The sequence below is a fragment of the Christiangramia pacifica genome, from assembly GCF_057221535.1.
This window is the reverse complement of sequence record NZ_CM170146.1, coordinates 1,915,737-1,929,675: the sequence shown is the minus strand read 5'-3', so window position 1 is coordinate 1,929,675 and position 13,939 is coordinate 1,915,737. Positions and strand designations below refer to the sequence as shown.

14 protein-coding genes and 5 tRNA genes are annotated in these 13,939 nt (G+C 38.2%); 1 reads left to right on the top strand and 18 read right to left on the bottom strand.

The window, feature by feature from the left end; all coding sequences use genetic code 11:
* Positions 1-9: 9 nt before the first annotated feature.
* The 16 genes from rpoB to rpsU all read right to left on the bottom strand — a co-directional run bounded on the left by rpoB (position 10) and on the right by rpsU (position 10,738).
* On the bottom strand, positions 10-3,822 hold the full coding sequence (rpoB, locus tag AC2S94_RS09010; protein ID WP_484628272.1) for a DNA-directed RNA polymerase subunit beta: 3,813 nt from the start codon (positions 3,820-3,822) through the stop codon (positions 10-12).
* A 133-nt stretch (positions 3,823-3,955) separates the two neighbouring features.
* Positions 3,956-4,330, bottom strand: coding sequence for a 50S ribosomal protein L7/L12 (gene rplL, locus AC2S94_RS09005; protein WP_484628271.1), 375 nt, complete (start codon positions 4,328-4,330; stop codon positions 3,956-3,958).
* Positions 4,331-4,387: 57 nt separating this feature from the next.
* Positions 4,388-4,909 carry a 50S ribosomal protein L10 gene (gene rplJ / locus AC2S94_RS09000; protein WP_484628270.1) on the bottom strand — a complete coding sequence of 174 codons (522 nt, stop codon included), beginning with the start codon at positions 4,907-4,909 and terminating at the stop codon, positions 4,388-4,390.
* Between the two features lie 9 nt (positions 4,910-4,918).
* Positions 4,919-5,617 (bottom strand): 50S ribosomal protein L1, encoded by a 699-nt coding sequence (gene rplA, locus AC2S94_RS08995; protein ID WP_484628269.1) that lies wholly within the window; start codon positions 5,615-5,617, stop codon positions 4,919-4,921.
* 19 nt (positions 5,618-5,636) lie between these two features.
* Positions 5,637-6,074 carry a 50S ribosomal protein L11 gene (gene rplK / locus AC2S94_RS08990; protein WP_156273616.1) on the bottom strand — a complete coding sequence of 146 codons (438 nt, stop codon included), beginning with the start codon at positions 6,072-6,074 and terminating at the stop codon, positions 5,637-5,639.
* A 73-nt stretch (positions 6,075-6,147) separates the two neighbouring features.
* Positions 6,148-6,699, bottom strand: coding sequence for a transcription termination/antitermination protein NusG (gene nusG / locus AC2S94_RS08985; RefSeq protein ID WP_484628268.1), 552 nt, complete (start codon positions 6,697-6,699; stop codon positions 6,148-6,150).
* An 11-nt stretch (positions 6,700-6,710) separates the two neighbouring features.
* Positions 6,711-6,908 carry a preprotein translocase subunit SecE gene (secE, locus tag AC2S94_RS08980; protein ID WP_484628267.1) on the bottom strand — a complete coding sequence of 66 codons (198 nt, stop codon included), beginning with the start codon at positions 6,906-6,908 and terminating at the stop codon, positions 6,711-6,713.
* Between the two features lie 18 nt (positions 6,909-6,926).
* A tRNA-Trp gene (locus tag AC2S94_RS08975) sits at positions 6,927-6,999 on the bottom strand.
* A gap of 58 nt (positions 7,000-7,057) precedes the next feature.
* On the bottom strand, positions 7,058-8,245 hold the full coding sequence (gene tuf / locus AC2S94_RS08970; protein WP_484628266.1) for an elongation factor Tu: 1,188 nt from the start codon (positions 8,243-8,245) through the stop codon (positions 7,058-7,060).
* Positions 8,246-8,302: 57 nt separating this feature from the next.
* Positions 8,303-8,374, bottom strand: a tRNA-Thr gene (locus AC2S94_RS08965).
* Between the two features lie 195 nt (positions 8,375-8,569).
* Positions 8,570-8,642: transfer RNA gene (locus AC2S94_RS08960), tRNA-Gly, on the bottom strand.
* 123 nt (positions 8,643-8,765) lie between these two features.
* A tRNA-Tyr gene (locus AC2S94_RS08955) sits at positions 8,766-8,847 on the bottom strand.
* A 201-nt stretch (positions 8,848-9,048) separates the two neighbouring features.
* Positions 9,049-9,122: transfer RNA gene (locus AC2S94_RS08950), tRNA-Thr, on the bottom strand.
* 103 nt (positions 9,123-9,225) lie between these two features.
* On the bottom strand, positions 9,226-9,528 hold the full coding sequence (gene hpf, locus AC2S94_RS08945; RefSeq protein WP_484628265.1) for a ribosome hibernation-promoting factor, HPF/YfiA family: 303 nt from the start codon (positions 9,526-9,528) through the stop codon (positions 9,226-9,228).
* A gap of 35 nt (positions 9,529-9,563) precedes the next feature.
* Positions 9,564-10,454, bottom strand: coding sequence for a tyrosine-type recombinase/integrase (locus AC2S94_RS08940; protein WP_484628264.1), 891 nt, complete (start codon positions 10,452-10,454; stop codon positions 9,564-9,566).
* An 89-nt stretch (positions 10,455-10,543) separates the two neighbouring features.
* Positions 10,544-10,738, bottom strand: coding sequence for a 30S ribosomal protein S21 (gene rpsU / locus AC2S94_RS08935; protein ID WP_026933820.1), 195 nt, complete (start codon positions 10,736-10,738; stop codon positions 10,544-10,546).
* Between the two features lie 155 nt (positions 10,739-10,893).
* On the opposite strand from rpsU, the gene AC2S94_RS08930 reads away from it, so the two are divergent.
* Positions 10,894-11,763: an MBL fold metallo-hydrolase gene (locus AC2S94_RS08930; protein ID WP_484628263.1), complete on the top strand. Its 870-nt coding sequence runs from the start codon at positions 10,894-10,896 to the stop codon at positions 11,761-11,763.
* 47 nt (positions 11,764-11,810) lie between these two features.
* Here the strand turns inward: AC2S94_RS08930 and AC2S94_RS08925 are convergent, their stop codons facing one another.
* Both AC2S94_RS08925 and AC2S94_RS08920 read right to left on the bottom strand, forming a co-directional pair.
* Positions 11,811-12,977, bottom strand: a complete 1,167-nt coding sequence (locus AC2S94_RS08925) for an acyl-CoA dehydrogenase family protein (RefSeq protein WP_484628262.1) — start codon at positions 12,975-12,977, stop codon at positions 11,811-11,813.
* An 89-nt stretch (positions 12,978-13,066) separates the two neighbouring features.
* The gene (locus AC2S94_RS08920) at positions 13,067-13,930 is read right to left on the bottom strand and encodes a ComEA family DNA-binding protein (protein WP_484628261.1); all 864 of its coding nucleotides are present in this window, start codon (positions 13,928-13,930) and stop codon (positions 13,067-13,069) included.
* Between the last annotated feature and the right edge of the window lie 9 nt (positions 13,931-13,939).

Below are 13,939 nucleotides of genomic sequence, written 5' to 3'. Positions count from 1 at the left end.
AACAGAATGTTATTCTTCAAGTTTTATATCCAATCCAAGACCTTTCAATTCGTGCATAAGTACGTTGAAAGATTCTGGCAATCCAGGTTCTGGCATTGGCTCACCTTTCACAATAGCCTCATAGGTTTTTGCTCTACCGATCACGTCATCAGACTTCACGGTTAAGATTTCCCTTAGAGTACTAGATGCTCCGTAAGCTTCAAGAGCCCAAACCTCCATCTCTCCAAATCTCTGACCACCAAATTGTGCCTTACCACCAAGCGGCTGCTGAGTAATAAGTGAGTATGGTCCAATAGATCTAGCGTGCATCTTATCATCGATCATGTGACCAAGCTTAAGCATGTAGATCACACCAACAGTTGCACGCTGGTCAAATCTCATTCCTGTTCCACCGTCATACAGGTAAGTATGACCGTATCTTGGAATTCCTGCTTTATCTGTAAGATCATTGATCTCATCGATTGTTGCACCGTCAAAAATAGGAGTGGCATATTTCTTACCATTCTTTTGTCCAGCCCAACCAAGCACAGTTTCGTAGATCTGACCGATGTTCATACGTGATGGTACCCCAAGTGGGTTCAACACGATATCAACCGGAGTTCCGTCTTCAAGGAATGGCATATCCTCCTGACGAACGATTCTGGCAACAATACCTTTGTTACCGTGACGTCCTGCCATCTTATCCCCTACTTTCAGTTTACGTTTCTTAGCGATGTAAACTTTAGCCAGTTTAAGAATTCCTGATGGAAGTTCATCTCCAACAGAAATGGTGAATTTCTCTCTTCTAAGGTTACCCTGAAGATCGTTTTCCTTGATTTTATAATTATGTATTAGATCTGCAACAAGTTCGTTAAGGTGATCATCTGTAGTCCATGTACCACTAGTTAAGTGAGTATAATCATCTACAGCGTTCAACATCTTAAGCGTGTACTTTTTACCTTTTGGCATTACTTCTTCACCAAGATCATTCTGTACTCCCTGAGCTGTTTTTCCACCTATGATAGCGAAAAGTTTTTCAACAAGTTCAGACTTAAGATTAGCGAATTTAGCATCGTACTTCTTCTCTAATGCTGCAACATCTTCTTTATCCTGAGCTCTCTTACGCTTGTCTTTGATTGCTCTAGCGAACAATTTCTTATTGATAACAACACCACTTAATGATGGAGAAGCTTTCAATGAAGCATCCTTAACATCACCGGCCTTATCACCGAAGATAGCACGTAGAAGTTTTTCTTCCGGAGTTGGATCACTTTCTCCTTTAGGAGTGATCTTACCGATAAGAATATCACCAGGTTTTACTTCAGCACCAACTCTGATCATTCCATGCTCATCAAGGTCTTTAGTAGCCTCTTCTGAAACGTTTGGAATATCATTAGTCAATTCTTCGTTACCTAGTTTTGTATCTCTAACTTCAAGAGAGTATTCATCTATATGGATAGAGGTGAAAATATCATCTCTTACCACTTTTTCTGAAATCACGATCGCATCCTCAAAGTTGTAACCTTTCCAAGGCATGAAGGCAACCTTCATGTTTCTACCTAAAGCAAGTTCTCCTGCTTCAGTAGCATAACCCTGGCAAAGTACCTGGCCTTTTGTTACCCTGTCACCTACACTTACGATTGGCTTCAGGTTGATACAGGTTCCCTGGTTAGTTTTTCGGAATTTGATAAGGTCGTAAGATTTTGAATCATCATCAAAACTTACCATTCTTTCCTCATCTGTACGATCATATTTAATGATGATCTTATTTGCATCTACATATTCTACTTCTCCTTCTCCTTCAGCGTTGATCAATACACGAGAATCTGTAGCTACCTGTCTTTCAAGACCAGTTCCAACGATAGGAGAATCTGTTCTTAAAAGTGGTACAGCCTGGCGCATCATGTTTGATCCCATCAGTGCACGGTTAGCATCATCATGTTCCAGGAATGGAATTAATGAAGCAGAAATAGATGAGATCTGGTTTGGAGCAACATCAGTATAATGAACCTCTTTAGGATCAACTACCGGGAAGTCACCTTCCATACGTGCAATAACACGATCTGTATCTATAGTTCCGTCGTCTTTTAATGGAATGTTCGCCTGAGCTATCTTCTTACCTTCTTCTTCTTCAGCACTTAAGTAAATAGGCTCTTCAGAAGTGTTAATCTTACCATCTGTTACACTACGGTATGGAGTTTCAATGAATCCCATTCCGTTAACTTTAGCGTATACAGAAAGTGAAGAAATAAGACCAATATTCGGACCTTCAGGAGTTTCAATAGGACAAAGTCTTCCGTAGTGAGTATAGTGAACATCACGTACCTCGAAACCTGCTCTTTCTCTTGATAGACCACCTGGTCCTAATGCTGAAAGTCTACGCTTATGCGTAATCTCTGCAAGAGGGTTGGTCTGGTCCATGAACTGAGATAACTGGTTGGTACCAAAGAAAGAGTTGATCACAGAAGAAAGTGTCTTCGCGTTGATCAAATCTATCGGAGTAAATACCTCGTTATCTCGAACGTTCATACGCTCACGGATTGTTCTCGCCATACGTGCAAGACCAACACCGAACTGCTGAGACAACTGTTCACCTACAGTTCTAACACGACGGTTAGATAAGTGATCAATATCATCGATCTCAGCTTTTGAGTTAATAAGCTCAATTAGATATTTAACAATGGTAATAATGTCAAGCTTGGTAAGCACCTGCTTATCCATCTCTACATCAAGACCAAGTTTTTTGTTCATTCTATATCTACCAACTTCTCCAAGGCTGTAACGCTGATCTGAAAAGAAAAGCTTGTCAATAATTCCACGAGCAGTTTCCTCATCTGGCGGTTCAGCATTACGAAGCTGACGATAGATATGTTCTACCGCTTCTTTTTCAGAGTTGGTAGGATCTTTTTGTAATGTATTATGAATGATCGCGTAGTCCCCGGTTTGATTATCTTCTTTATGAAGAAGGATAGTCTTACTTCCGGTTTCAAGGATCTCTTCTATATGATCTTTTTCAAGTTCAGTATCACGGTCCAGAACGATCTCGTTACGCTCGATAGAAACAACTTCTCCAGTATCTTCATCTACGAAATCTTCATACCATGTGTTAAGTACTCTCGCAGCAAGTTTACGACCAAGGTACTTTTTAAGTCCTGTTTTAGAAACCTTAACCTCTTCTGCAAGGTCAAATATCTCCAGGATATCCTTATCACGCTCAAACCCGATAGCACGGAAAAGAGTTGTAACAGGTAATTTTTTCTTACGATCGATATACGCGTACATTACGCTGTTAATATCGGTAGCAAATTCAATCCATGATCCTTTGAAAGGAATTACACGGGCAGAATATAATTTTGTTCCATTTGCATGGAAAGACTGTCCAAAGAAAACCCCAGGTGAACGGTGTAGCTGAGAAACTACTACTCGCTCGGCACCGTTGATGCAGAAAGTTCCGCTAGGTGTCATATAAGGGATAGTTCCCAAGTATACGTCCTGTACGATGGTTTCAAAATCTTCGTGTTCAGGGTCGGTACAGTATAACTTAAGTCTAGCCTTAAGTGGTACACTGTAGGTCAATCCACGTTCGATACATTCCTGGATGGAGTATCTCGGTGGGTCCACAAAATAATCTAAGAATTCTAGTACAAATTGATTACGGGTGTCCGTAATGGGGAAGTTTTCTAGGAAGGTGTTGTAAAGACCTTCATTTCCCCGCTCTTCTGATTTTGTCTCTAATTGAAAGAAGTCCTGAAAAGACTTAATCTGCAGATCCAGAAAGTCCGGATAAGCAGGCTTATTCTTAACAGAAGAGAAACTCAATCTTTCAGTTTGCTTTGCTAACATCAATGGACGGGATTATAATTTATATAAAAAAAACTGCGCTTTTTAAACGTTCGGTTCTATATACGCAAAATGGTTTAGACCTCCAGGAGTAATTCCTGAGGTCTAAACCTAAATAATATTGCTTTTGTTAAGCTTATTTAAGCTCAACCTCAGCTCCTGCTTCTTCTAATTGCTTTTTAAGAGCTTCTGCTTCGTCTTTTGCTACTCCTTCTTTTACTGGTTTTGGAGCACCATCAACTAATTCTTTAGCATCTTTAAGACCTAGTCCTGTAAGTTCTTTTACAAGTTTAACTACAGCTAACTTAGATCCACCTGGAGCTTTAAGAATTACGTCGAATTCAGACTGCTCTTCTGCTTCTTCACCACCAGCGGCAGCACCACCAGCAACAGCTACTGCAGCAGCAGCAGGTTCGATACCATATTCTTCTTTTAAAATATCAGCTAATTCGTTTACTTCTTTTACAGTAAGATTAACTAATTGTTCTGCGAAATCTTTTAAATCTGCCATTTTCTATCGTTTTTAAAAAGTTCTTTAATTTATAATTGTTAAAAAGTGCGTACTATATTATCCCTCCTTTTCTGAAAGAGTTTTAAGGATTCCTGCAAGTTTTCCACCACCTGATTTAAGGGCAGAAACAACATTCTTAGCAGGAGATTGAAGTAATCCAACGATATCCCCGATAACTTCTTCTTTAGACTTGATATTAACAAGTGTGTCAAGATAGTCATCACCTACATAAATAGCTTCTTCTACGAAAGCTCCTTTAAGTAAAGGTTTCTCAGATTTCTTTCTAAATTCCTTAATAACTTTCGCCGGAGCATTTCCGGTTTCAGAAAGCATGATTGAGGTATTGCCTTTTAAAACTGTTGGAAGTTCACCGAAATCCTTTTCAGCTGCCTCCATAGCTTTTGCCAGCAATGTATTTTTAACTACCGATAACTTTACGTTAGCTTTGAAACAAGCTCTACGTAAGTTAGAAGTGCTTCCAGCATCAAGGCCAGAAATATCAGCTAGATAGATAGTTTGAGTATCGGCTAACTGGGCAGTTAAATCTTCTATAACTTTTGATTTTTCTTCTCTTGTCATAATCTTAAATTATTGCTCAGTAAACCTTTTAGTATCTATTGCTACACTCGGGCTCATTGTGCTTGACATGTAAATACTCTTAATGTAAACACCTTTTGCTGCCTGAGGCTTCAATTTTACCAGCGTAGTTAATAATTCTCTTGCGTTACCTGCAATTTTCTCAGCATCAAAAGATGCTTTTCCAACTCCAGCGTGCACAATTCCGTGCTTATCTACCTTAAAGTCGATCTTACCAGCTTTCACATCAGAAACCGCTTTAGCGATATCCATTGTTACAGTACCAGTTTTAGGGTTTGGCATTAAACCTCTTGGTCCTAGAACACGTCCTAGTGGTCCAAGCTTACCCATAACGCTAGGCATAGTGATGATCACATCAACATCTGTCCATCCGCCTTTAATCTTCTCAAGGTATTCATCTAATCCAACGTAATCGGCACCGGCTTCTTTAGCTTCTTCTTCCTTATCTGGAGTAACTAGAGCTAAAACTTTAACGTCTTTACCAGTTCCGTGAGGAAGTGTTACAACCCCTCTTACCATTTGATTTGCTTTTCTAGGATCTACGTTCAAACGAACCGCCAAATCCACAGAAGCATCAAAATTTGCGTTGGTAACTTCTTTTATCAAAGCTGAAGCTTCGGCAACTGTATAAGTTTTGCCGTTCTCAATCTTAGACTGAGCTTCTTTTTGCTTTTTAGTTAATTTTGCCATTTCTTAATTTCTTTTTGGATTAAAACGGTGCATCACCTTTTACAGTTATTCCCATCGAACGAGCTGTTCCGGCAACCATTTTCATTGCAGATTCTACAGTAAATGCATTAAGATCCTGCATCTTGTCTTCTGCAATCGCTTTAACCTGATCCCAAGAAACACTAGCTACTTTTTTTCTGTTCGGCTCACCAGAACCTTTTTTAGTCTTAGCCGCTTCCATCAATTGTACTGCTGCAGGTGGAGTCTTGATCACAAAATCAAAAGACTTATCTGAATAAACAGTAATTGCTACTGGAAGTACCTTTCCTTGCTTATCCTGAGTTCTACCATTGAATTGCTTACAGAATTCCATGATATTTACTCCGGCAGCACCTAAAGCAGGTCCAACTGGTGGTGATGGGTTAGCAGCACCTCCGCGAACTTGTAGTTTTACAACTTTACTTACTTCTTTTGCCATTTTTCAAATTTTTAAATGATCGTTTGTTGAGTGGAAGCTTAAAAAACAATCAAAAAATATGTAACAGTTATTTTTATACTTTTTCTACTTGCATGTAGCTTAGTTCTAATGGTGTCTTTCTTCCGAAAATCTTCACCATTACTTCCAGCTTACGCTTTTCTTCATTAATCTTTTCTACAGTACCATTAAACCCATTGAACGGTCCGTCAATAACTTTAATAGTCTCACCTATCGTAAATGGAATTGCTACATTATCTGCTTTAACAGAAAGTTCATCGACTTTACCTAGCATTCTATTCACTTCAGATTTCCTAAGTGGCACAGGATCTCCACCTTTTGTTTCACCTAGAAATCCAATAACTCCATTTATCCCTTTTATAATATGAGGAATTTCTCCTCCAATATTTGCCTGGATCATTACATAACCGGGAAAGTATACTCGTTCTTTGTTTACTTTCTTACCGTTACGAATTTGAATCACTTTTTCTGTAGGAACAAGAACCTGATCTACAAAATCTTCAAGACCTAAATGAGCAATCTCTTTCTCGATATAGTCCTTAACTTTATTTTCCTGTCCGCTTACGGCACGAACCACATACCACTTTTTCTCTTTTGCTTCTGCCATAGCTATCTTAATTATGATTTAACCCATTCGAAGTATTGCTCGATCGCTCCACTAAAAAGCGTATCAACACCCCAAATTGCTAATGAAAAAATAATCGAGAAAGCCGCAACAATAACTGTGAGCCTTTGAGCTTCAGACCAGCTTGTCCAGGTAACGTGGTTTTTTAACTCGTTATATGATTCTGATATGTAATTAACAAATCCTGCCATTTTATAAAAAGATATTTGCACGGGTTGAGAGGCTCGAACTCCCGACACCTGGTTTTGGAGACCAGTGCTCTACCAACTGAGCTAAACCCGTAAATATAAGTGAAGGTACCCCGCTTGTCACGGGATACCTTTTTATATTAAGATAATTCTTAGTCTAGAATTTCAGTTACCTGACCAGCACCTACAGTTCTACCACCTTCACGGATAGCGAAACGTAGACCAACGTTCATTGCGATTGGCTGGATAAGCTCTACTGTAATAGTAAGGTTATCACCAGGCATTACCATTTCTACTCCGTCAGGAAGGTTAATTGTTCCTGTTACGTCAGTTGTACGTACGTAGAACTGAGGACGGTAGTTATTATGGAATGGAGTGTGACGCCCACCTTCTTCTTTTTTAAGGATATAAACCTCTGCTTTAAATTTAGCGTGAGGAGTTACAGATCCTGGCTTAGTGATTACCATACCTCTAGAGATCTGAGTCTTTTCAATACCTCTTAAAAGGATACCAACGTTATCACCTGCTTCACCTCTATCAAGAATCTTACGGAACATCTCAACTCCAGTAATAGTAGAAGTAAGTTTTCCAGCACCCATACCAATGATCTCTACAGGATCTCCAGTGTTAGCAACACCAGTTTCGATACGCCCAGTTGCAACAGTACCACGACCAGTAATAGAGAATACATCTTCGATAGGCATCAAGAAAGGCTTATCAACATCACGCTGAGGAAGTTCAATCCAGTTATCTACTGCTTCCATAAGATCAAGAACAGTCTTAGACCATTTCTCATCTCCTTCTAAAGCTCCAAGTGCAGAACCTGAAATTACAGGACCGTTATCACCATCATACTCGTAGAAAGAAAGAAGATCTCTTACTTCCATTTCAACTAGCTCAAGAAGCTCCTCATCATCAACAAGGTCAACTTTGTTTAAGAATACAACGATTCTTGGAATACCAACCTGACGTCCAAGAAGGATGTGCTCACGAGTTTGAGGCATAGGACCATCAGTCGCAGCAACAACAAGGATAGCACCGTCCATTTGAGCAGCACCAGTTACCATGTTCTTTACATAATCGGCGTGACCTGGACAGTCAACGTGTGCATAGTGACGCTTCTCTGTAGAGTACTCAACGTGAGAAGAGTTAATTGTAATACCTCTGTCTTTTTCTTCAGGAGCGTTGTCAATTTGATCAAATGCTCTTGCTTCAGAATATCCAGCATCAGCCATTACTTTAGTAATTGCTGCTGTTAAAGTAGTTTTTCCGTGATCTACGTGTCCAATTGTACCAATATTTAGGTGCGGTTTGGAACGATCATAAGTTTCCTTTGCCATAATTAATACTTATTTAATCTTAGTTATATATTAGTGTTCAATTTTATACAAAACTAGAGCCAACGACGGGAATTGAACCCGTGACCTCTTCCTTACCAAGGAAACGCTCTACCCCTGAGCTACGTCGGCCAGACAATTGACTGTTTTAAACAGCAATAACCATAAACCTACAAGGGTTTATGGATAAGATCAGGATTGAGGTAACAGTGCCGATATAACCCATTTGGATAATTTACAGAACAGAAAAAGAAACTTAAAGACGTTCATCTTCAATTTCGTTTCCATTTTGATAACCGGGAGGATATCCTGATTCAATTTATTTAGAGCGGGAGACCGGGTTCGAACCGGCGACATTCAGCTTGGAAGGCTGACGCTCTACCAACTGAGCTACTCCCGCATTACATGTTTTAAAAGGATTATCAAATAAATTTGATGATCCGCAAGGGTGACCCCTTACCAGAATTTTTATTCAATCGCTTTAGAAATTGAATTTTCTACGCGATCTTCATAAAAATCTTTGTGGGGAGAGCAGGATTCGAACCTGCGAAGACGTAGTCAGCAGATTTACAGTCTGCCCTCGTTGGCCGCTTGAGTATCTCCCCAATTTTACCACTATTTCATAGAACCGTAGCTGAAACAGCTAAGCTTCTGATGGTTTCTAAAACGGCTGCAAATATAAAGTAAATTTGAAGCACCATCCAAAGCATTTTTTAAAATTTCATAAAAAATTTTCTAAGCTTTTAAATCCTAATGATTTAGAACTTGAAATTTCTTTGAAACTTCGGTATTTCCAGTATTTCAAGAGCCGATGGAGGGACTCGAACCCACGACCTGCTGATTACAAATCAGCTGCTCTAGCCAGCTGAGCTACATCGGCATTTTACACTGCTTTTTCAGCATAAAAAAGTCCGCTATTTCTAACGGACTGCAAATGTATATAAATTATTCCTTTATCAAAAAATAATTTCGAAAAAAATTAGCTAAACATGAGCGCTCATTTTCTCTTTCTTTTTGATAAGCTGTCTTTGAAGCGAACTAACACATTCATCTACACATGCTTCGAATTTATTACAGGTCTTTTTAACTATTATATCTCCACCGGGAACACTCAGCAAAACCTCTGTTATCTTGTTATTCTTTCCGCTTGTATTTTGAACTTTGAAATAAACATCAGCATGGATGATCTTATCGAAATAGGTATCCAGTTTATCCAGTTTTTTTTGAGTGAAATCAATTAGTTTTTGATCGGCATTGAAGTTCACGGACTGCAGATTCATTTTCATATCCAGTAGAATTTAATTAAACAAATAAGGTTAAGTTAATTCTTATTGTTCCGGGGATGAGCGTTTTTGTGAATTTTGCTCAGTTCGGCAATACTGTTGTGAGTGTAGACTTGAGTCGCCGCAAGACTGGAGTGACCCAATAATTCTTTTACTGCATTTAGATTAGCGCCCTGGTTCAATAAATGTGTAGCAAACGAGTGGCGCAGGATATGCGGACTCCTTTTTAATTTGCCAGACACCTTACTAAAATAATTATTTATAATTCTATAAACAAAAGATTCATAGATTTTATCTCCCCTGGAAGTCAAAAAAAGATGATCTGAATTCTGAAAAATGTTTTCGGTGTCCCTCATCTGCAGGTATTTCTCTGCCGTTGTTTTTACTGATGAGATTAGAGGTATATAGCGCTCCTTATTTCTTTTCCCGAGAACTTTTAATACTCCACCGCTAAGATCGAGATCTGAAGTTCTAATGTTAATCAATTCAATTCTCCTGATCCCGGTAGAATAAAACAATTCTACAATAAACCTATCTCTCAAACCTTCAAAGGTAGAATCATCGATTCGTTCGAGCACCTGCACAATTTCATCTTCGGAAAATGGGATCTGAACTTTTTTTGGAGTTTTTAGCGCTTTATGCTTAACTAATGGAGAGATTTCAATTTGTTCGGTTTTCAAAAGAAATCGATAATAGGCTTTTAGTGAAGATACCTTTCTATTGATAGTTCTATTGGAAATTCCAGCTTCAGATAATGCAACAATCCAGCTTCTTATCTGCTGATAATTGACATCCTGAATATTTCCCTGATCGTAGAAATCATTTATAAAATCATTGAATTCCTTAAGATCTGCCGCATAGGCAGTAATTGTATGAACCGAATATTTTTTTTCCAGTTGAAGATAATCCAGAAAGGCAGACAAGGGCATAAAAAAACTGTTAACAAACAAAGTTAGCAAACTTTAATCTATCAACAGTTTAATTTATTCAGATCGATTTTACAATCTTCTAGATTTCACTAGATATCTTCTGCGTCTCTCAGGTGCTGGATATATTCAGCTTTCTGAATCTGAGCTCTACGCTCTACAGAAGGTTTTGTAAAATGCTGACGATCTCTTAGCTGACGCATAGTTCCGGTCTTGTCGAACTTACGCTTAAAACGCTTAAGAGCTCTATCTATATTTTCTCCGTCTTTAACTGGTATAATTAACATAGTGTCATCACCTCCCTTCTTTTGGAATCGGCTGCAAAGATAATGCATTTTAATAAACCCCCAATACTTTTATTATTTATTTCAATTTAATTAAAATTTTTCAGCCTAATAAGTTTCAGTATTTCTGTAAATTAGACATCCAACAACGATAAATTATGAAAAACTCTATATTATTTCTGGCTGTATTTTTCATGTTCAGCCTTTCTCTTTTCGCATTCCAGGATATGTCTGAAGTAAAGATTGAAATCATACCGGTAAATGAAAATGTTTATATGCTAAAAGGTGCCGGAGGAAATATCGGCGTACTCACCGGAGAGGATGGAATATTTATGATAGACGACCAATTCCCTGCTCTTTCAGAAAAAATTAAGGACAAGCTGAAAACTCTTAGCGATCAACCAATTAAATATCTCGTTAATTCTCACCATCATGGAGACCACACCGGCGGAAATAGAAATTTCAAGGAAGATGGAACCTTGATTTTTGCTCATGAAAATGTGAGAAAAAGATTAGAATCTGACACTACTAAGACTGGAAACCTTCCCATTTTAACTTTCAATGATAAAGTAAATCTTCATATAAATGGAAATGACATTGTAGTGATTCACGTTCACAATGCTCATACCGATGGAGATGCTCTTATCTATTTTCCGCAAAGCAATGTGTTGCATACTGGAGATACATTTTTCAATGGCATGTTTCCATATATAGATTTAAATAGCGGAGGCAGCGTAGATGGTGATATAGAAGCCGCGAAAACGGGACTTTCTATGATCAATAAAAATACCAGGATAATTCCTGGTCATGGTAACATGGCTTCGTTTGAAGATTATAAAAAATATCTTGATATGCTACAGGGCATTCGTTCAAATATCATGGATGCAATCGAAGAAGGTAAAACTGGAATAGAAATTTCTGAAGATGAAAGCCTGACCAGCGAATTCCTTTCTGATGCAGACGCTTCCAAAGCTTTTATCACAGGGCCCAAGATTAGAACAACTTTTTATAATAGCCTTAAAAAATAAAGCCCCGGAACATTCCGAGGCTTCAATATATTTTCTGCGAAAGCGAATTATTTCGCTGCAGGCTTATACTCTTTCTTATCAATCACCATTTTAGCGATAATCTCTTTTAGGATTTCAGAAGTACCACCACCAATTGGTCCAAGACGGCTATCTCTAAACATTCTAGCCATCGGGTAATCTTCCATATAACCATAACCACCAAGCATCTGAAGACATTTATACATTACCTCATCTGATATTTTGGTAGCTAAAAGTTTAGACATACTAGCTTCCTTTACAACATACTCCCCATCGTTCAATCTCTGAGCCGTAGCATAATTGAATTCTTTGATGACCTCCACCTCACTAACCATTTCAGCCAGTGAATGTCTTAACGCCTGAAATTGATCCAGGGTTTTACCGAAAGCTTCGCGTTCAGACATATATCCCATTACATAATCCAGTGCAAATTCAGATCTTGCATGAGCGTTGATTCCCATGATCAATCTTTCCATGGCAAAATGCTGCATGATGTAATTGAATCCTTTGCCTTCTTCACCTAAAAGATATTCGGCAGGAACTTCAACATTGTCAAAAGCAAGTTCAGCGGTATCAGAAGCTCTCCAGCCCAATTTATTCAATTTGGTGGCAGAAATCCCTCCAAATTTCTTATCTACCAGGAACATGCTCATCCCTTTATTCCCTTTTTCAGGAGCTGTTTTCGCCGCTACTACATAAAAATCAGCATAAACACCATTTGTAATAAAGGTTTTTGAACCATTGATCACATATTTATCACCTTTTTTGACTGCCGTAGTTTTCATACCCGCAACATCTGAACCTCCAAATGGCTCGGAAATACACAAGCAACCAATCATTTCTCCATCGATAGCAGGCGTTAAATACTTCTCTTTAAGGTCATGATCTGCTTCTACTTTCAAGTGGGTCATGGCCAGGTAGGCATGAGCCCACATTGCAGCAGCAAATCCACCGGAATTGATCTTCTGAAGTTCTTCCAGAAAAATAACCGTATAAAATAGGTCCAGTCCCATGCCACCATATTCTTCTGGTTGGTTTAGACCGAAATATCCCATCTCACCAAATTTCTTCCAGATGAATCTTTCTATAGTACCGGTTTCTTCCCATTTATCAATATGAGGCACTACTTCTTTCTGCAAAAATTCCTGAAAACTTTTCCTGAACAATTCATGTTCTTCTGTAAAATATCTGCTCATGTTATATTGTATTTTGCCTTTTTCACGAATTTGAAAAGACATTCTCTGATTATCTTATTATGAATTTCGAGTAATATTTTTCGCAATAATTACTCTACGGCCAAATATAATTTAATTCTATCGATTTTATCGTAAGGAAATGCTTCGATTTTTGATAATTCTTCAAAAGAAGAAATTCTTTCATGAAGCTTACGATAACTAATTATTCCTTTAGCAATTTTGCTGTTAAAATAAGGAATTTCTGAAAGTTCATCCTCGCTGATGGAATTGATATTTTTCAATTCGACTTGCGGCTTAGTAATCACTTGAAATTTCAGCTCAATTCTCTCGATTACTTCGGGAGACAATCCATAAACATCTTTCAGCTGAATGGACGAAATAAAGCCTCCGATACTATGCCTGTATTTTACAATTCTTTGAGACAGCACCTCTCCTACTCCGTTTATTGTTTTCAGATCCTCAGCGCTGGCAACATTCAGATCTGAAATAGTCGTCGATTTTTCAGCAATTTTTTTCTGTTCAACAAACCTATTATTCTTTTGTGTCCATTCTGGAAAACGGAAAGATGGAGCGATCTTACTCAAAATACTATCTGATACTTTGGTAACATTCTTAAAATCTTCTGCAGAATTAACCCATTTTCCAGATCTGCGATATTCCAATAACCTATCTATTTCTAGTGTAGTAAGCCCAAGTTGATAGGCTTTGAAATCTGTAAGATAATTAGGATTAAAAGGATAGATGGTATCCTTAGCAATTGGGTTGGTTCTGTTTATAGAATCTAACTGCCTTCTGAAATTCTCAATTTCAGTCTGATCTAATTCATCAGTCTTCGGTTCCGAAGAAAAATCGAGAAATATGAATAACTGGAGAATGATAATAAGCACTACCAAAAGAAAAATCCCATTTTGCTGACTTCTGGAAAGTGCAAAATGGGATTTTAAGAAATTCATTATTTAGAG